The sequence below is a fragment of the Rhodococcus sp. NPDC059968 genome (assembly GCF_042738615.1).
GTDB lineage: Bacteria > Actinomycetota > Actinomycetes > Mycobacteriales > Mycobacteriaceae > Rhodococcus_F.
In genome coordinates this window covers 77,053-93,663 of the sequence record NZ_JBHWUE010000028.1, presented here as the reverse complement: position 1 = coordinate 93,663, position 16,611 = coordinate 77,053, and the positions used below count along the sequence as shown (strand labels likewise).

Here is a 16,611-nt window from a genome sequence, read left to right as displayed (position 1 = left end):
CTGTCGATGCCTGATCAGTTCTAGCACACGCCACGCGCCGGCCATCTATACAAACGTCCAGGTATGGGGCGGCCATCTGCGCAGGTGGCGCGGCCGGTGGCGGTGCTGTAGAACGGAAACAGCGAGACGGGTTTGTGATCTGAACCACATCTAAACGTTATATTGCGAAACGACTACATCGACTTGACCATCAGTTTCGGGGGAACGGATCCGCGCAGGTGGATCCGGTTTCGGGAACGGTAAGGACACACATGTTGTTGCCGATGGCACCGACCGATTCACTGTTTCTGCTCGGCGAGTCCCGCGAGCATCCGATGCACGTCGGCGGCCTGGCGGTGTTCACCCCACCGGAGGGCGCCTCGGCGGCAGATGTGCGCGCGATGTTCGATGCCGCCCTTCTCGGTGATCAGGTGGCAACACCCTTCCGTAAACGGGCCCGCCGTTCGGTGACGTCACTCGGTCAGTGGGGCTGGGACACCCTCCCACATCACGAGGTCGACCTGGAACACCACGTGCGCCGCGACGCCCTGCCCCAGCCGGGCGGAATGGCCGAACTGATGACCCTGGTGTCGCGGCTGCACGGCACCCTGCTCGACCGCAGCCGCCCCCTGTGGGAGATGCACCTGATCGAGGGACTCGCCGACGGCCGGTACGCGGTCTACACCAAGATCCACCACGCCCTCGCCGACGGTGCGTCCGCGATGAGGCTGCTGCGCGAGAGCATGAGCGAGGACCCGCACCGGCGGAACATGCCCGCCCCCTGGCAACCCCACCATCGGTTAACTGTCGTTCCGACACCGACACCGACACCGACACCGACCGCGGGCACGGACAATCGGGGCGGGTCGACGCTGCCGGGACTGGCGACGCTGCCAGGACTGGCATGGGGCGCCGCCCGGGGTGTGGCCGGCGAGGTGACTGGGTTGGTGCCTGCGGCGGTGGAAACCGTAGACCGCGCCCGCCGAGGCAAGGGTGGTGCGCTGTCGCTGACCGCGCCGCACACCCTGTTCAACGTGCCGATCAGCGGAGCCCGGCACGTCGCCGCGCGGTCCTTCCCCCTCGAACGGATCCGCTTGCTGGCCAAGCACGCCGACGCCACCATCAACGACATCGTGTTGACGATGTGCGCGGGCACCCTCCGGGCCTACCTGCACACCCGCAACGCGTTGCCGGACAATCCGCTGATCGCGATGGTCCCGGTCTCGTTGCGCGCACCGGACACCGGGACCGGTGACCGGGCGCCGGGAGGTAATCGGGTGGGAGTGCTGATGTGCAACCTGGCTACCCATCTCCCCGACCCCGCGCACCGGCTCGAGACCGTCCGCAACTGCATGAACGAGGGCAAAGCCGCCCTCCAGGCGATGAGTCCCGCCCAGGTGCTCGCGATGAGCGCCCTCGGCGCTGCGCCGCTCGGAGTCGAAATGTTCCTCGGCCGCCGGGGTCCGCTGCGGCCACCGTTCAACGTCGTCATCTCCAACGTCGCCGGACCCCGAACCCCGTTGTACTGGAACGGGGCCCGACTCGACACCCTCTACCCGCTCTCCACCCCGACGACCGGGCAGGCACTCAACATCACCTGCACCAGCAGCGACGACCAGATCGTCTTCGGCCTCACCGGCTGCCGCCGCACCGTCCCGGATCTGCACCCCATGCTCGATCAGCTCGACGCCGAACTCGATCTCCTCGAAACCGCCGTCGGACTCTGACCCCTACGCCTCACCCGCGCAGGAACGTCCCCCACATCGAGACGAAGGCAGGAACTCCCACGATGAACACCCCGACCACACCAGTCACCGCGATCAACGCCGGCGGGCGCGGTCCCGCGCACGCCGCGGCGATCAGTACCGAGGAAATCAAGGCCCGGATCGAGGCCATGTTCGCCGACGACCGCCCCGATCAGCAGCGTGAGGCGCGCTGACACCGTCCCCGCGGTCCATCGAACGGAGATCGTGGCCAAAATACTGCCCTGCTGCTGGTGCTCGCGGGAGTCGGCACATCGTCGCCCTGCACATCCGTGTGGGGCGAACCGGCAACCGCGGTGCGTCGTGGCACGGGGGCGCCGGTGATACGTCCGGATCTGCCGGTCGGAGCACCCATTAGGTTGTTCGGCCGAATATCGGGCACCCGGTTGGGTGTCGGATCGGGGGCGCAACGCCGCGATTTTCGGTGAGGTCATGGCGAAGTTTAAATGTGGAGTACGAACTCGACCCCGACTCCATCCGCCGGGCACGGCTCGCTGTCGCCGTACGGACCGAAGACTGCCGAACCCTGCTCTCCATCCTGGGAATCCTGCCCGGGCCCGACACCGGTTGACCCGTAGCATCTCGCACCCCGGTGCGGTGCCGCGTCCAGCGGTGAACCGGCACCGTGCCCAGCCCGTCTCACGGGTTGCTCCCCGACCGACCGCCCTTCTGTGGCTCTCCCACGATCATCGTCGCCCGCGAGCAGGGAGCCACGTCGGCCGCGCGATATCGGCCCAGCACGTTCACGGTGATCCCCCACCATGTCCTCGTCAACCGGATCACCATCGCGCGCCCGAGTCCTTCACCGCCGCGCGCCTGCGCCGGCACCTGTACGGCTCGTGGTGCCGGTTAGTTCGGGCCGGTGACGCGGTCGCGGCCGACGAGTTCGATTTCGATCTCGGCGAGCCGGTCGAGGGCGAGGTCGCGGTCGGGTGCGCCGGTGGAGGTTTCGCCGGTGGCGATCGAGGTGAGCCAGTCGCCGTCGAGGGTGAGCGTGTAGACGGGCCGGTGCGCGGCGGCGGACTCGATGATGGAGGCCCTGGTGGCGTCGATGAGTTCGGTGGCTGCGGTGCGGAGGTCGAGGGCGGCACCGGTCTGGGCGGTCGCGGCGTCTTCGGCGGTGATGGTGAGGGTCCAACTGATCATGGCGGTACCGTCTCTCGGCGTGGTTGGGGCGTTGTTGTGGTGTGAGTATGCCGGGGAGCTCGGACGTGGTGCCGGGACGGGACTGGCGGGCCCGGGCCCTGTAGAGGATCCGGACCCCCGGATTGTCAGCGGCAGGGCACCCAGCGTCACTCGGCGGTTCATGCGGTGCGTTGCCCGCCACCAGTTCTCGCGACTACGAGAGCTCGTGGGCGTGGCGTCGCGAGCGGTGTGACGCTTGCACGATCTCGGCACGGATCCGGCCTCGAGCGGGCATCTCGTAGCCGGGTGTTCTGTCGCCCACTGCCGGATCTTCTTGACCTCGCCTCGGCGTCGATCCGATTGGGTCCCCTCGCGCACGGGCCGGACCGAGCTGAAACGCGCGCGGGCCACGAACTCACCGACGAGGCGGGTGGGGTCCGTGTCAGTGGGCGGCGTGGAAGGCCTGCTCGATCTCGGTGGGGATGCGGCCCCGGGCAGAGAGCTCGTAGCCTTGCTCGATAGCCCAGGCGCGGATCTTCTTGGTTTCGTCCGATGGCCGTTTCGCGGGGTTGACCTGCCGGTCTGCTCGGTGTTTGCGGCCGCCGACCCGGGTTGAGTGGGCGATGTAGTACTCGAAAGTCTCGCGGAGTTCCTTGGCGTGCTCGTCCTTCAGGTCGATCCCGTATTCGACGCCGTCGACGGCGTAGCTGATACTTTCGCCGTCCTCTCCGAACACGGTGCCGTCGATATCGTCGGTCAGCTCTACTACGACCTTGCGCGCCACAGATTTCGCTCCCTCTCCGGTACGGACAAGATGAATAGTACTGGAAGTATCAGGTAGCCCCGCGAGATCAGCGGTCTACGGGGTCCCATAGGACCACGGGAAACTGTGGTCACCGTCGCAGTGCAGCCGGGCGTTGCTCTGTCCATGTGCACGTTGGGGAGCAGCGGGCTGTCGGGCGGGTTCATAGGTGGACCCGCGCACAAGTTTTCCGGTCCGACTGTGAGGCAGTGGTATTGATACCGCGTGCGCGTCGTACCGCTTACCATCAAACGTCATGGGAGTCGCAGCCGCGGGGTGCGCGGTCAGCCCATCGGCGGCCACACGACACTGCCGATGACGGTCGAGCCTCGACCGTCTACCGCTCACAGGCCGGCCACGAGGAATCGTCTTCATGATCCGGGATCGCACGAGCACGGTTGGCGGGGGTCCTCGTCGAGGGTTGGATGCGCGCCGCCGCGTATTGCGATGATTCCGAGTATTACCGCATCACCAAGCAGGACGGCGGCCATGACGCCGAGAACAATGCTGTCGTACGCGACTGCGACCAGAGCGCCCATTGGGAACGCCACGGCGCTCGCGACAGCGCACGACTTCCACAGCCAGCGATAACATCTCACGCACCGACTGTAACTGAACGATTGCCCAGTACGGAATCCGCTTCTGCGACGGCCTGTGTCACAGCGGGACCGGGCCGCCAAGAACCGAGGCGAATGGAGGGGGTGGGTTCGGGTCGCGGGGTGAGCGTCGGAATCGCCATCACGTACCGCATAGACGCGTGGCGGACGCCCAGCCCCACCGAACGCGAGGGCGTCACGATCCCGGTCCAGGAGAGGCGAAACGGCAGACTCACACGCCGGGATCTGATCTTCAACCCGTGCGACGAACAGTGTCTGGCTCCAGGATGCGAGCACGCGGAGGTGGTATCGCCGATCCGACACCCCATGGCGTCTCCTCCTTGACTTCTGATTTCCGGCTCAATCCGGTTGCGGGAGCGAACGACTCCTGAACATTTGCCCGGCAGGTCTGCGGAATGATTTCCCGCGCGGCCGTGGTGCACACCACGTCGCGAGGAATGTCGGTCCTCCGAGGCAAGCGGAGCAGCACGATTGCGAGGGCGGGGTGCTGCTATATATGTGATGGTGGACATACTTGAATGAGCGACGATCGGACAACTGGACCCTCATGATTGACGCGGAAGGATCGATGTCGATGCGACCAGCACACGCCAGAAGTTCACTGTCGCCACTGCGGATGTACGCAGCGTTCCGTCGCACGCACCCGCACTCTCCGATCCCGGACGACTACGTCACCGACGACGGATACCGTCTCGGGCGGTGGCAGACCCGTCAGCGTGTCGCCCGGATGCTCGGAACACTGCCGGCCGACCGGATCAGCGAGCTCGACGCGATCGGTTTCGTGTGGGCCGAGAACGGGCGACCCCTCCCGGCGGTGGCGAGGACGGATTCGAAGCGTCGGCGCATGTTGACGGCGATCGCCGCCTACCGCGAAGAGCACGGTGACGCTCTGTTGCCCGCCAACTACGTCACCGATGATGGCGAGCAGGTGGGGCAGTGGCTGTATCGGGCGGTGAAGAAGTGGCGCGCGCACACCCTGCCGGACGAGGAGCAAGCACCGCTAGCGTTGCTTGGCGTGTCACCGGCGCCCCGTCCGCGGGGTCCTCGCACGGCGGCATAGCTTCTCGCGTGGCGCCGGTCCGGTGCCGATCACCAGGACCGCATCCACCCCCACGGGTCCGAACCTACCGGGTGTCGCGGGTGTCGATCTCGGTGCTGGTGCCGTGCGATGTCTTTCGCCCGATCCCCATCCTGACCCCTGATATCGACTCGCTCGTACCATATTCCACGTTGATCGAAACCTAAATATCGCCTAAATAGGTCAGGCGACAATTTCCGATTGCGGTGCGATCCGCCGTAGTGCGTTTGCGTGGATTGTTACGATCGATGCAGTAATGGCCGTTCTTGTTGCCGTTACTGCCCGCGCAGTTCCGTCCAGCGGCAGTAATTTAGTCGCGGATACTCGGAGGAGTTCTCATGGCATTGCCGACTTTGACACCGGAACAGCGGGCGGCAGCCTTGGCGAAGGCAGCTCGGGCACGGAAGCTGCGCAGCGAACTTCTCTCGGCTGTGAAGTCGGGTGACCTCACCGTGAGCGCGGTGTTCGAAAAGGCCGAATCCGACGAAATCGTGAAGAAGACGAAGGTGTCTGCCCTCGTCAAGGCACTCCCCGGCGTCGGTCCGATCAAGGCCGCTCACCTGCTCGAGGAGCTGTCGATTTCCGCTACGCGCCGGATCGGGGGTCTGGGGCCGAATCAGCGGAAGGCACTTGTCGACGCCGCCGCGAAGTGACCGGTGCGCTGCACGGACATCGCAGCGGGTCAGTGAGCTGCGTTGTACGCCTCCACGATATCCGTGGGCATCCTCCCACGGACCCCCACCTCGTAGCCCTGCTCGTGCGCCCATTCGCGGATCGCTCGCACGTGGTCGCGGTCTCGCCGTGCCGGCGTCGTCGGGCCACCGCCGGAGTGGATAGTGCCTGCGGTCCGGTTCTTGCGGCCGCCTACCCTTGTCGCATGCTCAATGTAGTAATCGAGCTTCTTGTGGAACTGTGTCGCATTCTTCGCTGACAGATCAATCTCGTAATCGATGCCGTCGACGGAGAAGGCGATCGTCTCGCCTTGTCCTTCGTCGATGGAAGTTCCATCGATGTCGTCGACGTGTTCGACCACTATATGGCGCGCCATGACCACTCCTTCATTTTCTTTACCGGTCGACTGTACTGCCCGCGCGAGAGGATGGCATCCGCGCGATATCCGCCAGATCAGCCGACGAAATTGCACGCGGCAATTGAGACGGCACAATTCTCGATGCCCGTCTCTCACATCGGCGTCGACGAAGTAGCTGTTCGCTTTGTTCGGCGAGTGCGAGGACCGGCACCCGACCCTGCCGCCGCCACGAGATTGCGTTCGTCGAACACCGCGGACCCAGTCGTGAACGTGTGCGGTGAGTGCACTGAAAGCGGCTTTTCCGTATGCGGACAATCGCGGCCTGAGAATCTCGATTCCCTCACTACGGGAGACACTTTCGTCATTTACATGCCGTCACACAGCAATCTCCACGGATCCAGGCTTTAGTGGTGCGGCACCACGCCGACAGTGGCATATTGCTGACCATGCCGAAATACAAGGTGACTCTTCGCAACGGAACATCGAGCGACAAACCCTTCGCCTCAGACTTTCAGGCGATCAATGAGACACACAGGCCTACCGCAACTCAAATGGGCATCGTCCAGATCGACCGCTACATGGACGGTGGCGGCCTGACCGACGTGTGGTCAACCGCGCCCACCGGCCGGGCCGACAGACCGGACACATGAGCTGGGCGATTACTGTCAATCCCCCACGTCTGCAGGGTAATCGGGCGGGCCGTTCATGTAGGGAACGGGGACGCCCGCCCAACATCGCACGATGCGACGCACCCCGTCAGAAGGGAGTGACGCATCGTCCGTTTCCTGCGTCCCTGCTGTTCGCAGGGACCAACTCGGTTCGCTCCCTGCGCCACCGGGTCGCGTCTGCGGTGCGGTCCACCGCGGTGACGTGGCCCTGTCGTCGGTGCACCCCCATCGTGGCGGAGCGAGCCCACCGCTACCGCGCAGATGACGGACGGTCGGCAAGTCCCCTGCATCCAGCCAAGGCCTCGCCGAGCTGATGCAAGAGGCCAGTGCCGAACGCACCCGTCGGTCCCCGATCGATGACCCTTTTCCGATCGATCACCGGGCACCGATGGTGGCGCGGCGCAGCAACGCCCCCGGCGGCGAAGTTCGTCGTGGAACAGGTGGGGCAGCGGCGCGGTCGCATTCGATCAGCAGTCAAATGCAACTGCCGCACGACTGTCTCGCCGAGTTCCGGCCTGAATCGACCGGCGGGAGCCGTGCGGCGACGACCGTACACCCGGAGGGAGAGTGGCCGTGTGGGGCAGCGGGTGGTTACGGCCGAGGTGGTCGCGGGCGTGGGGCCGTGTCCGGAGTGCGGGCGACCATGGTGGTCCAGGTGGTCTGCATGAGGATGCCGTGCAGGTCGGTGATGACGTTCTTGATCACGATGACGTCTTGTCCGTGGCTGCGACGGAACGAATCGACGTAGATGTCGCAGATCAGGCGGTCCCCCACTGTGAAGGGTTTGTGGAAGTGCAGGCGCTGCTCGGTGTGCAGGACCTGGCTCAGGTCGTAGCCGGTGACGAGGTCGGCGAACACGCGCTGCTGGGCGACGCCACCGAGCAGTGAGGCGAAGGTCAGCGGTGCGATCAGCCCGGCGTAGCCCAGGTCGGCGGCGGCGGCCTCGTTCCGGTGTGCCGGGTGCGGGTCGAAAACCGCCCGCGCGTACTCGCGTACCTTCTCCCGCCCGACCTCGTAGTAGTCGGGGAGGCGGAAGTGCCGGCCGACCATGTCGGCAGGATCGGCCTTCCCCGGTGTTGCGTCGTCATCGCTCACCCGGGCACACCGCCGGTGCCGTGGCGGACGAGAGTCACCGGCATGACCCCGATGTGTCCGCTGCCGAAGTGAGCGGCGGAACAGGTGAGGTACGTGATGTACCACTGGTACACCTCCGCAGAGGCGATCTGCACCGCCTCGTCATGATGTGCGCGCAGCGCCTGGACTCGGTCGACGGGGAATCCGGCGGCTTCGCCCTGGTCGGGGATCTCGACAGAGTCCCGGGCAGGCGTTCCCTCATCTACTCGATCGAAGATCGTGTGCATAGTCGGCATGATCACGTCATTCAATCGCCGACCGCACCGATCCCCCACACGCGGAGCATCTTGTCCACGTTGTCGACCGACGCCACAGCATCCCCCGCCCCGATAGAAATCCTCGCCGTTCACCTCGACGAACACCACCTGCGCCCCATCGAGTGGAACCTCGATAATTCGCATACTCATGCGTTGTCTCCCAAGGACGGACGGGACCCACCACCAAGACCGCGCCGCGAGATCGCCGTTGCCGTTGCGGCGATGATCGTTCCCCCATAAGACCACTCGAACGATGGTGCCTGCCGTGTTATCGGCAAACGACGACCAGCCGGGCGAGGGACAGGGCTCAGGAACTGGTACAGGTCGATATCGTGGGCAGTGGTTCTCGCGCGCGCTCCTTCATCGAGTGACTTTGGTCGATCCCTCGAAGAGTCACGCGATGGCCGCCGTCTTTGGCTACGACACGCCGGTCAGATTCGGATCCGGTTCGTACACCATCCTCATGGACGCAATCGTGGGTCAAGCCACAGAGCCACACCATCAACTCTCATCGAATGACGGTTGCTAACAATTCTTACAGTAAGTAGTGTTAGGGAATGTTGTTGAGTGGGCGGCCGCTGCTGGACAATCCCGTCGACGCCGCGCTGTTCGTCGACCGCGAGGAACCGCTGTCCCGGATCGACACCGCGGTGCGCCGAGGCCTGAACGTGCTGGTCACCGGCGATCCGGGACTCGGGAAGACCACCCTGCTCCGGCAGGTGATGTACCGGGCCCGCACGCCGCAGGCGGGCGACCGGGTCGGCGAATATCCGATGCGATTCATCCACGCCCAGGGGATACCCGACGGGCGCGGGTTGCTGGCGCAGATCGTGACCGGCGAGCACACCCCCACGGCGACCACCGCGGACTTGCTCGACCAACTGACCGCCGAACGCTCCGCCCTGCTGGACGACACCGGTGCCGGTGCGGAGACGGCCACCGCCGCCGGGCCCGTGCTCGTCGTCGACGACGTGACCGCGACCGCCGGCCACGAGCTGTTCGGGCGGCTGCGCGACGAGCTGTGGGAAACCGGATACCAGTGGATCGTGGCCGCCCGCGCCGCTGATCGCGGCGGTTTGCTCACCCCGCCGGCGGACGCGTTCTTCGACACGGTCATCGACCTGCCCGCCCTCACCGCCGAGGCCGCCGCGGCCCTGTTGTCCACCCGGCTGTCACCGGACCCGGGATCGCTGCCCGCGGAGATCGCCGGGCTGGTCGGCGGCAACCCCCGGCGACTGATCGCCGCCGCCCGCGACCTCGTCGACCTCCCCGCCCCGCAGCACCGGGCCCGACTGGACGTCCTCGCCCTGCGGAACCGGAGGATCCATGCGCTGGGCCGATCCGAATCCATGCTCGCCGCGGAATTGGAGGCCCTGGGCGGTGCCAGCGCGTCCGATGCCGCCCTGTTGAATCGGCTGGGCTGGACCCGGGCCCGGGCGGTGCAGGTGTTGACGAAACTCGAAGACGAAGGACTGGTCGTGGGAGAAGACGTGGCGGCCGGCCCGGGCCGGCCCCGGAAGGTGTATCGGCTGGCCTTCGCCGACGAACTGCTTCTCCCGCCCTCGCGCACGGAGGATGAGCGGTGAGCGCGCGCCTGCTGCGGGCCCTGCAGAACGCGCACGCCTTCGATTCGACACCACCGGAGGCGCAGTTGGCGTCGCTGCACGTGCCGTTCGACGTCCTGACCGGTGGCAGGGCCTACGAGGACACCCTGGCCCGGGCCGTTCGCCGCGGCGAACGCGTGGCGTTGATCGGGGCCTCCGGATCGGGAAAGACCTCGATCACCGAACACGTCCTCGGCGGTTTCGTCCATGACGTCGCACCGATCCGGGTGCGGGTCGACATGATGACCCCGGCGGTGTCGACCCAACCCGCGGACTTCGCCGGGCATGTGGTGCACACCGTGCGCAAGTACATCGACGACCATCACACCCGGCCGGACCGCCGGAAGGCGTCCAGAACCGACGACACCGCCCGCGGCGTCTCCGACACACGTCCGGTGAAGGTCACCGTCGGGGCCGGCCTGCCGTGGCTCAAGGGTGATCTCGCGGTTGAACTCGGCGGCGTCGTCCACACCCGGGCGGTGTCCGGGGAGGACGTCGTCGAACAGGCCCAGTTGATTCTGCAGATCATCGCCGCCCGCGGGGTCACCCCGGTCCTGGTTCTGCCCGACACCGATCACTGGATCCGGCGCGCCGGGCTGGATCCGGAGCCGCTGATCGCCGGTTTCTTCGGGTCCACGCTGCGGATGATCGCCGAGCGCCTGTCCACGGCGGCGGTGATCGCCGTACACGAAACCTATTTGCCCGACCCGGCCTATCGCGAGGCATCCGGATTCCTCGAGTCGCGGATCACCCTGCCCGAGATTCCCTCCCCCGACGCCATCGGCGCCATCCTGCGTCACCGGGCCCGCGCCAGGGCCGAGGACAGCGATTGGCGGATCGGCGATCTCGTCGACCCCGACGCCCTCGACCGGCTCTTCGCCCACTATCGGGCAGCGAACCGCAACCTGCGCAAGGTCATCCAAGCGGCGCACGGTGCCCTCGCCCATGCCTGCGACGAACCCGCGGACACGATCGGCCGACGCCACATCGAACTGGCACTGACCGAGTAATGTCGTCCCGCCGGAGCGGGTGCGGCGTCAGCCTTCCATCCTCGAGTCCTGACCCGCGATCGCCCGGAGCATGCGGCCGCCGCGGTTCGGCAGTTCACGTGCCGATTCGAGTTGCGGTGGTTTCGTCGAGGAGCGAGTCGACAAGATGCTCTGCGGCAGCGGATTTCGCCGTCGACTTGGTGTTCCCCCGTCCGATTGCCGTGCAGTGCAGGTAGCGAACAACCGTGCTGGTGAACACCGGGGGGTGCGGCGGGGCCGAGGCGGTGATCCCCCAGTGCAGCGGCGGGTTCTGGTGGTGGTGGGGGCGTGCGCGGGTCCGAGGGGGTCGCCGTCGACCTCCGAGCGTGGCCGCTCCCGGTGCGCCTGCCCCCACATCGACAGCACACTGGGCCCGGTCCGGCGCGTGGGACTGCGGACGCTGCGCACCTTCGCGAAGACCTGGGACGTCGAGGTGGACGAGGTACAGCTCACCGTGGAGCTGGCCCTGGCCGACGCGCCGTCGGTCAGGCAGCGCCCAGGACGCGGAAGCGCGCTTCCATGTATCAGGTGAGCATCCAGAGGATCTCAGCGTTCGGGTGCGAGAGTGCGGGAAGACTTCGCGGACGCGGCGGCAGCGGGGACTGGCCGGGCACACGCGATCTCACCACGCCCCTGACCCACCACCGTCCGGTCCGGTCGCGGGATACGGTGACAACACGGGGGGGTGAGCGAGGAGGACATCGATGGAGCATCCCGCGACTCCCGGACCACCGGTCAACCCGGCCACGGTGTTCACCGCCCTGGCCGAGATCGTCTACAACCGCTCCAGCGACAGCGAGGTGTACGCCGCGATCTGTGTGGCGGCGACGCTGTTGGTGCCCGGCTGCGACCACGCCAGCGTGATGCTGCGCGACGGCGACACCTATGTCACGGTCGCCGCCAGCGACGACGTCGCCCGCCGGATCGACGACCTCGAGCGGACCCTCGGTGAGGGACCCTGCGTCGACGCCATCGACGACGAGACCACGCAGATCGAGCCGAACCTGGCCACCCCCACAAAATGGCCGCGTCTGGCCGCCCGGATTCTCGCCGGCACCCCGGTACGCGGCGCGATGGGGTTCCCACTGCTGGTCGAAGAACGCAAAATCGGCGCATTGAACCTGTTCACCGACACCGCCGGGATCTTCACCGACGGCGCCGCCGAGCACGCGGTCATCTTGGCGGCGTTCGCGGGAGTCACCGTGTCGGCGATCAGCGGCGGCGCCGAGGCCGCCACCCTGCGGGCCGGCCTGGACAGCAACCGGGAAATCGGCAAGGCCATCGGCCTACTGATGGCCCTGCACCACATCTCCGACGACGACGCCATCGCCCTGTTGCGCCGCACCTCACAGCTGATGAACATCAAGATCGCCGAAATCGCCCGCCGGATGATCGACCAGCACCGCAACTCGCTCAGCTGACCGTCAAGGAATTCTTCTTATCCTCACCGGGTTTGTTTGACGTTGCAGACGTCGGCACCGCACGGAGCGTCCGCGGTCGCCGTGCCTCCGCGGGCGCGGATACTGGTTCACCCAGAGAAGGCGACGTTATGAATCACGCGGCGATTCGAGCGTGGGTCGCACAGCAGATGCGTTTGGGTCCGGCGACCGTGTCACCGGCGCTGTTGTCGACATGGGAAGTGAATCGCCCTGGATCGAGTGGAGACTCCGGTTCAGGCCACCTCGGGGGTTGAGGCAGCCGGGGGACGCTGTTCACGATAGCGGGCCTCGTACCAGGTCGGCGAGAGATAGTCGATCGACGAGTGCAACCGGTCCGCATTGAACCACCGCACCCACTCGGCGGTTTCCCGCTCCACCTCGGCCCGACCGCTCCACGACGCGTCACGGTCGATCAGCTCGGTTTTGTAGAGACCGATCGTCGATTCCATCAATCCGTTGTCGAGGGCGTCACCGACGCTGCCGATCGACCCGGCGATCCCCGAAGCGATCAACGCCTCGGTGAACGCCAGAGACGTATACTGGCTCCCCGCATCGCTGTGATGCACCAAACCCGTTGAGGTGAAACGGATATCGGTTCTTCTGCGGGTGAACAACGCCTGCTCGAGCACTCCGGTGACCAACACGGTGGTCTTGGATGTCATCACCTGCCACCCGAGGATCCGGCGGGAGAACACGTCGACACAGAACGCCGTGTACACGAATCCGGTGAGTGTCCACACGTACGTGAAGTCCGCGACCCACCACTGGTCCGGACGGTCCGGGGTGTCCCATTTCCTGTTGATCAGATCCGGGTGTCGTGGTGCCCGCTCGTCGCTCTCGGTGGTGGTCGTGCGGCGTTTGCCGCGGACCACCCCGCGGATCCCGCAGATCTTCATCAGGCGGGCCACCTGATCGCGCCCGATGACGTGGCCGGCGTGTTTCATCGCCCACCAGATCTTGCGGGCACCGTAGAGGCGCTTGTTGGCCACGTACACCCTGTGCACGGCGTTGGCGGCGTACGCCTCGCCCAGGTCGGTGTCCGAGATAGGTCCGCGCTGCTTGGTCTTGTAATAGGTGGACGGGGCGATGCTGATGCCGTGCTCGGTGAGCACGGCACAGATCGGGTCGACCCCGAAACGGGAACGGTAGGCGTCGATGTAGTCGACGATCACCGCAGTCGGCGGTCGACCTCCGCCGCCGCGAAAAACGCGCTCGCGGTCTTCAAAATCTCGTTGGCTCTGCGTAATTCGGCTACTTCGCGGCGAAGCCTGGCGACCTCGGCCGACACGTCAGGTACCGAAGACGGTGTTCCGGGGGCCCGGCGGCTCTCCTCCCGCTCGATCCAGTTCCTCAGCGTCGCCGGCGCGATGTCGAGCAGCTCGCCGACATGGCGACGGGCTGCGACCTTCGAGCCTCCGTGCTCGTCGATCCGGTCCCGATACATCCGGACGGCGCGATCCTGGGTCTCGGCGTCGTACTTCCTCGGTGCAGGCATACCAGCATTCTCCTTGTTCGATCAGGAGTCTCCACCTCGTCCAGGACGGTTCAAGGGCCGAACCCGAGCCAAGGCACTGTGCGTGCGTCAACTACTGGCGCTGCCGCGTCCGACCGATCATCGGATGAGCCTTCACTTCCGGGCCGGAGAGCATCACCATCTCACCTCGCGGGTATGAACCGACGTAGCGGACAGAGCCACCCAGTGCCCCGTCCGACCACACCGTCGCCGGCGAGGGTGATCCGGCCGATCATGTCCGCCGTGGCTGAAGGGCAGGGCGCCCGCCGCCGACTGCGCCGACGGTCGCGCAAGGCGAACCTGTCTCCCACCCAAGGCGTGCGCATGGCCGACTGAGCTTTCGACCTGGAGTCTGTTCGGGTGAGTTTGTGCAGCTGCTCGCACACCGAGGGCGGCACCCGCCTGCCGGCGCGCACATACGCCTCGATCAGGGGTGGTGCACTGCCCGAGTCCTTTCAGGCTGCGAAACCACCACCGGTGTGGTCGGCTGTGTCCCGGACACACCACATCGAGCACGCCCTCGATCAGGACACGGGCGACACGGTCACGGAGGGGAGGAGGCCCTGGCATGAACTGCCCCGCCGACCACCCACCCGTTCCCGGAACCGTGCTCGTCGCCGCCCCCGACGTCGAATCGCCGCTCACCGCATCGCTTCGCGCCGCCGGCCTGAACGTGCAGGTCGTGCCGATACAAGTAGGTGCCGAGTCGCCGGATGTGGTGGTCCTCGATGCACGCGCACCCGATGTCGACGGACTCCGCATCGTCCGGGCACTGAGAGCGGCCCAGTCCATTCCGGGGATTGTTGTGTTGGGACAGTTCAGCCGCCGCGACGACAAACGCACCTGCGCCTATTTCGAGGCCGGCGTCGATGATGTGCTCGGCGCCCCGCGGGTGTGGATGAGGCGGTCGCGCGGGTGCGTGCCCTTCTCCGCCGCATCGGACCGTCCAGGGCTCCCACGCCGCCGACCACGGCGGAGGCGATCTCGCTGAGCATCGTGTGCCGAAGCGTGCAGATGCGTGACGTTCGAATTCCCCTGACCCGAACGGAAACCCATCTGCTCGTCGTTCTCGCGAAGAACGCCGACCGGGTGGTCAGCCGCGGACGGCTGCTGCAGACCGTCTGGGGACTCCCGATCGACACCACGAACAACAGCCTCAACACGTGCATCTATTCACTGCGCCGCAAACTCGACTCCCACAGTGCCCCGCACCGCATTTACACCGAGCGGGGCGTCGGGTTCAGCCTACGAACACGGTGACGCCTCGAAGACAGGGCCAGAGTGCGGAGTCTCGGTCAGTTGGGTGGGGTCGGCGGACGGTACTGCAGGGTCGGGGCCGGACCGGCGTTGCGGTCGACGATCCAGGCGCCGCCCTTCGCGGTCGACGCCGCCGGCGGCACCCACACCGCGCCCCGTGCCCGTGCGGGATCCGCCAGGGCGTCGAGGACCTCCCCATGCGTACAGAACACGACCCCGTCGGCCTCCGGCGCCTCCAGCACCGTCAGGAGTTCGTCGGGCGGTGTGTCCGCCGCCAGCAGCGGGTGATCGTCGATGCGCAGCCCGCGCGCCGCGGCGAGCGGCAGCAGCGTCTGACGGCAGCGGGCGGTGGGGCTGGCGAACAGGGCCCGCAGTTCGATGCCGCCCAGCGCCGCGACCAGGCCGCGGGCCTGCCAGTACCCGAGGGTGCTCAGCGGACGGTCCGCATCACGGCCGTGCCAGCCCATCTTCTCACCCGCATGCGCGTGACGAACCAGGACGAACATGCGCACCCTCTCGGTCACCCGGCCATTCGGTGTCGTTGGCCGGCGTCAGATGTGATCATCGTCGACGCGTCGCTCCCGTGACGATCGTTCGCCACAGAATTCGCCACCCGGATCCCGTCTCGTCACCGTGTCGACTGATCAAGCGCGGGCAGGGGCGAACAACGGAACCCGCCACCCGCGGAAGGCAGGGTGACGGGCACGGCCCCGCAGGGCCGGTGGCAGCGACCCCGACACCAATTCCCGGTGGTCAGCCCAGTGCTGATGCGTCCCAGGTCATCTCCTCGGGAAACCGGAACACGATCGCATCAATAAGCCGGTGCACCTCATACAGCTCGGCGCGCAGCGCCGCGGCCTCGGTGCGCAGCCGGTCGGTCAGCCGGTGGGCCCTCCGAGCGCACCCGGCAACAGCTTCGACGGTCTCGATGCGCGCCGCGATGACGTCGATCTCCGCGTCCAGTTGACCAGAGGAAGATCCGCGCCTGCGCCACGTCCGAGTCGTCCGCCATCATTCGGAGCGTCATGCCGCGAGCAACGAGCCGAGTTTCGCGGTCGCCGTACGCTCGACTAGCAACGGAACGAAATCACAAATCGGGCATCCCGCGACGTGGGCGACCGCCGCCTCCACCGCGGTCCCGACCGCCTTCTGCGACGCGACCGGGAACTTGTTCCGCAACCGGGTCGCGACCTGCGAAATCTGGCGGGCTTCCTCCGCGGAGTTCATGCCGCACAGCGTGCACGTCCCCGGTCGCCGCGTCAATCCGGCACTCACTGCCTGATGACGAGCGCACCCGCGAACACGCGACTCTTGCCA

At 66.6% G+C, this 16,611-nt stretch carries 21 protein-coding genes and 1 other annotated feature; of the genes, 12 read left to right on the top strand and 9 right to left on the bottom strand.

Annotated features, from left to right (window positions below; genetic code table 11):
- Positions 1-251: 251 nt before the first annotated feature.
- From ACFWAY_RS22775 to ACFWAY_RS22765, 3 genes are all read left to right on the top strand, one after another.
- The gene (locus ACFWAY_RS22775; RefSeq protein ID WP_378512266.1) at positions 252-1,706 is read left to right on the top strand and encodes a wax ester/triacylglycerol synthase family O-acyltransferase; all 1,455 of its coding nucleotides are present in this window, start codon (positions 252-254) and stop codon (positions 1,704-1,706) included.
- Positions 1,707-1,768: 62 nt separating this feature from the next.
- Positions 1,769-1,918 carry a hypothetical protein gene (locus ACFWAY_RS22770; protein WP_378512265.1) on the top strand — a complete coding sequence of 50 codons (150 nt, stop codon included), beginning with the start codon at positions 1,769-1,771 and terminating at the stop codon, positions 1,916-1,918.
- 272 nt (positions 1,919-2,190) lie between these two features.
- Entirely contained in the window at positions 2,191-2,313 is a 123-nt protein-coding gene (locus ACFWAY_RS22765) for a hypothetical protein (RefSeq protein WP_378512264.1), read from the top strand.
- Between the two features lie 278 nt (positions 2,314-2,591).
- Here the strand turns inward: ACFWAY_RS22765 and ACFWAY_RS22760 are convergent, their stop codons facing one another.
- The 3 genes from ACFWAY_RS22760 to ACFWAY_RS22750 form a co-directional block, all read right to left on the bottom strand.
- Positions 2,592-2,888, bottom strand: a complete 297-nt coding sequence (locus ACFWAY_RS22760) for a hypothetical protein (RefSeq protein ID WP_378512263.1) — start codon at positions 2,886-2,888, stop codon at positions 2,592-2,594.
- Between the two features lie 421 nt (positions 2,889-3,309).
- Positions 3,310-3,651 (bottom strand): Lsr2 family protein, encoded by a 342-nt coding sequence (locus ACFWAY_RS22755; protein ID WP_378512262.1) that lies wholly within the window; start codon positions 3,649-3,651, stop codon positions 3,310-3,312.
- 389 nt (positions 3,652-4,040) lie between these two features.
- Positions 4,041-4,268 (bottom strand): hypothetical protein, encoded by a 228-nt coding sequence (locus ACFWAY_RS22750; protein WP_378512261.1) that lies wholly within the window; start codon positions 4,266-4,268, stop codon positions 4,041-4,043.
- Between the two features lie 565 nt (positions 4,269-4,833).
- Here ACFWAY_RS22750 and ACFWAY_RS22745 point away from each other — a divergent pair.
- On the top strand, positions 4,834-5,346 hold the full coding sequence (locus ACFWAY_RS22745) for a helicase associated domain-containing protein (protein WP_378512260.1): 513 nt from the start codon (positions 4,834-4,836) through the stop codon (positions 5,344-5,346).
- Between the two features lie 356 nt (positions 5,347-5,702).
- Complete coding sequence (mihF, locus tag ACFWAY_RS22740) at positions 5,703-6,017, top strand: integration host factor, actinobacterial type (protein ID WP_378512259.1); 315 nt, start codon at positions 5,703-5,705, stop codon at positions 6,015-6,017.
- Between the two features lie 29 nt (positions 6,018-6,046).
- On the opposite strand, the gene ACFWAY_RS22735 is transcribed toward mihF, so the two are convergent.
- Complete coding sequence (locus tag ACFWAY_RS22735; protein WP_378512282.1) at positions 6,047-6,412, bottom strand: Lsr2 family protein; 366 nt, start codon at positions 6,410-6,412, stop codon at positions 6,047-6,049.
- Positions 6,413-6,840: 428 nt separating this feature from the next.
- On the opposite strand from ACFWAY_RS22735, the gene ACFWAY_RS22730 reads away from it, so the two are divergent.
- Positions 6,841-7,044 carry a hypothetical protein gene (locus ACFWAY_RS22730; RefSeq protein ID WP_378512258.1) on the top strand — a complete coding sequence of 68 codons (204 nt, stop codon included), beginning with the start codon at positions 6,841-6,843 and terminating at the stop codon, positions 7,042-7,044.
- 609 nt (positions 7,045-7,653) lie between these two features.
- Here ACFWAY_RS22730 and hadA read toward each other — a convergent pair.
- Both hadA and ACFWAY_RS22720 read right to left on the bottom strand, forming a co-directional pair.
- Positions 7,654-8,112, bottom strand: coding sequence for a (3R)-hydroxyacyl-ACP dehydratase subunit HadA (hadA, locus tag ACFWAY_RS22725; RefSeq protein ID WP_378512281.1), 459 nt, complete (start codon positions 8,110-8,112; stop codon positions 7,654-7,656).
- 41 nt (positions 8,113-8,153) lie between these two features.
- Entirely contained in the window at positions 8,154-8,432 is a 279-nt protein-coding gene (locus tag ACFWAY_RS22720) for a hypothetical protein (protein ID WP_378512257.1), read from the bottom strand.
- 578 nt (positions 8,433-9,010) lie between these two features.
- On the opposite strand from ACFWAY_RS22720, the gene ACFWAY_RS22715 reads away from it, so the two are divergent.
- The 4 genes from ACFWAY_RS22715 (at position 9,011) to ACFWAY_RS22700 (ending at position 12,506) form a co-directional block, all read left to right on the top strand.
- Positions 9,011-10,039, top strand: coding sequence for a hypothetical protein (locus ACFWAY_RS22715; protein WP_378512256.1), 1,029 nt, complete (start codon positions 9,011-9,013; stop codon positions 10,037-10,039).
- The gene (locus tag ACFWAY_RS22710) at positions 10,036-11,067 is read left to right on the top strand and encodes a hypothetical protein (protein ID WP_378512255.1); all 1,032 of its coding nucleotides are present in this window, start codon (positions 10,036-10,038) and stop codon (positions 11,065-11,067) included. Before ACFWAY_RS22715 ends, ACFWAY_RS22710 begins: the two co-directional genes overlap by 4 nt.
- A gap of 403 nt (positions 11,068-11,470) precedes the next feature.
- Complete coding sequence (locus ACFWAY_RS22705) at positions 11,471-11,617, top strand: hypothetical protein (protein WP_378512254.1); 147 nt, start codon at positions 11,471-11,473, stop codon at positions 11,615-11,617.
- Positions 11,618-11,789: 172 nt separating this feature from the next.
- The gene (locus tag ACFWAY_RS22700; protein WP_378512253.1) at positions 11,790-12,506 is read left to right on the top strand and encodes a GAF and ANTAR domain-containing protein; all 717 of its coding nucleotides are present in this window, start codon (positions 11,790-11,792) and stop codon (positions 12,504-12,506) included.
- 251 nt (positions 12,507-12,757) lie between these two features.
- On the opposite strand, the gene ACFWAY_RS22695 is transcribed toward ACFWAY_RS22700, so the two are convergent.
- A protein-coding gene (locus ACFWAY_RS22695) for an IS3 family transposase (protein WP_378512252.1) occupies positions 12,758-14,019 on the bottom strand; the annotation gives its coding sequence in 2 pieces (ribosomal slippage) (positions 12,758-13,725 and positions 13,725-14,019; 1,263 coding nt in all).
- Positions 13,604-13,735, bottom strand: a sequence feature (AL1L pseudoknot). Its footprint overlaps the gene before it by 132 nt.
- Positions 14,020-14,605: 586 nt before the next feature.
- Between ACFWAY_RS22695 and ACFWAY_RS22690 the strand changes: the two genes are divergently transcribed.
- Positions 14,606-15,028, top strand: a complete 423-nt coding sequence (locus ACFWAY_RS22690; RefSeq protein WP_378512251.1) for a hypothetical protein — start codon at positions 14,606-14,608, stop codon at positions 15,026-15,028.
- A gap of 23 nt (positions 15,029-15,051) precedes the next feature.
- The gene (locus tag ACFWAY_RS22685) at positions 15,052-15,297 is read left to right on the top strand and encodes a winged helix-turn-helix domain-containing protein (protein ID WP_378512250.1); all 246 of its coding nucleotides are present in this window, start codon (positions 15,052-15,054) and stop codon (positions 15,295-15,297) included.
- Between the two features lie 35 nt (positions 15,298-15,332).
- Here ACFWAY_RS22685 and ACFWAY_RS22680 read toward each other — a convergent pair whose 3' ends face one another.
- Both ACFWAY_RS22680 and ACFWAY_RS22675 read right to left on the bottom strand, forming a co-directional pair.
- A complete protein-coding gene (locus ACFWAY_RS22680; RefSeq protein WP_378512280.1) occupies positions 15,333-15,800 on the bottom strand; it encodes a SixA phosphatase family protein in 468 nt (155 codons plus the stop codon).
- Between the two features lie 517 nt (positions 15,801-16,317).
- Positions 16,318-16,521, bottom strand: coding sequence for a three-helix bundle dimerization domain-containing protein (locus ACFWAY_RS22675; RefSeq protein WP_378512249.1), 204 nt, complete (start codon positions 16,519-16,521; stop codon positions 16,318-16,320).
- Between the last annotated feature and the right edge of the window lie 90 nt (positions 16,522-16,611).

Excerpts from the sequence above, each read along its gene's own strand:
- ACFWAY_RS22715 (WP_378512256.1), top strand. The coding sequence starts at position 9,011 with ATGTTGTTGAGTGGGCGGCCGCTGCTGGACAATCCCGTCGACGCCGCG.
- ACFWAY_RS22685 (WP_378512250.1), top strand. The coding sequence starts at position 15,052 with ATGCGTGACGTTCGAATTCCCCTGACCCGAACGGAAACCCATCTGCTC.
- ACFWAY_RS22735 (WP_378512282.1), bottom strand. The coding sequence starts at position 6,412 with ATGGCGCGCCATATAGTGGTCGAACACGTCGACGACATCGATGGAACT.
- ACFWAY_RS22700 (WP_378512253.1), top strand. The coding sequence starts at position 11,790 with ATGGAGCATCCCGCGACTCCCGGACCACCGGTCAACCCGGCCACGGTG.
- mihF (WP_378512259.1), top strand. The coding sequence starts at position 5,703 with ATGGCATTGCCGACTTTGACACCGGAACAGCGGGCGGCAGCCTTGGCG.
- ACFWAY_RS22690 (WP_378512251.1), top strand. The coding sequence starts at position 14,606 with ATGAACTGCCCCGCCGACCACCCACCCGTTCCCGGAACCGTGCTCGTC.
- ACFWAY_RS22730 (WP_378512258.1), top strand. The coding sequence starts at position 6,841 with ATGCCGAAATACAAGGTGACTCTTCGCAACGGAACATCGAGCGACAAA.
- ACFWAY_RS22775 (WP_378512266.1), top strand. The coding sequence starts at position 252 with ATGTTGTTGCCGATGGCACCGACCGATTCACTGTTTCTGCTCGGCGAG.
- hadA (WP_378512281.1), bottom strand. The coding sequence starts at position 8,112 with ATGGTCGGCCGGCACTTCCGCCTCCCCGACTACTACGAGGTCGGGCGG.
- ACFWAY_RS22760 (WP_378512263.1), bottom strand. The coding sequence starts at position 2,888 with ATGATCAGTTGGACCCTCACCATCACCGCCGAAGACGCCGCGACCGCC.
- ACFWAY_RS22675 (WP_378512249.1), bottom strand. The coding sequence starts at position 16,521 with ATGAACTCCGCGGAGGAAGCCCGCCAGATTTCGCAGGTCGCGACCCGG.
- ACFWAY_RS22770 (WP_378512265.1), top strand. The coding sequence starts at position 1,769 with ATGAACACCCCGACCACACCAGTCACCGCGATCAACGCCGGCGGGCGC.
- ACFWAY_RS22745 (WP_378512260.1), top strand. The coding sequence starts at position 4,834 with ATGATTGACGCGGAAGGATCGATGTCGATGCGACCAGCACACGCCAGA.
- ACFWAY_RS22680 (WP_378512280.1), bottom strand. The coding sequence starts at position 15,800 with ATGTTCGTCCTGGTTCGTCACGCGCATGCGGGTGAGAAGATGGGCTGG.
- ACFWAY_RS22720 (WP_378512257.1), bottom strand. The coding sequence starts at position 8,432 with ATGCCGACTATGCACACGATCTTCGATCGAGTAGATGAGGGAACGCCT.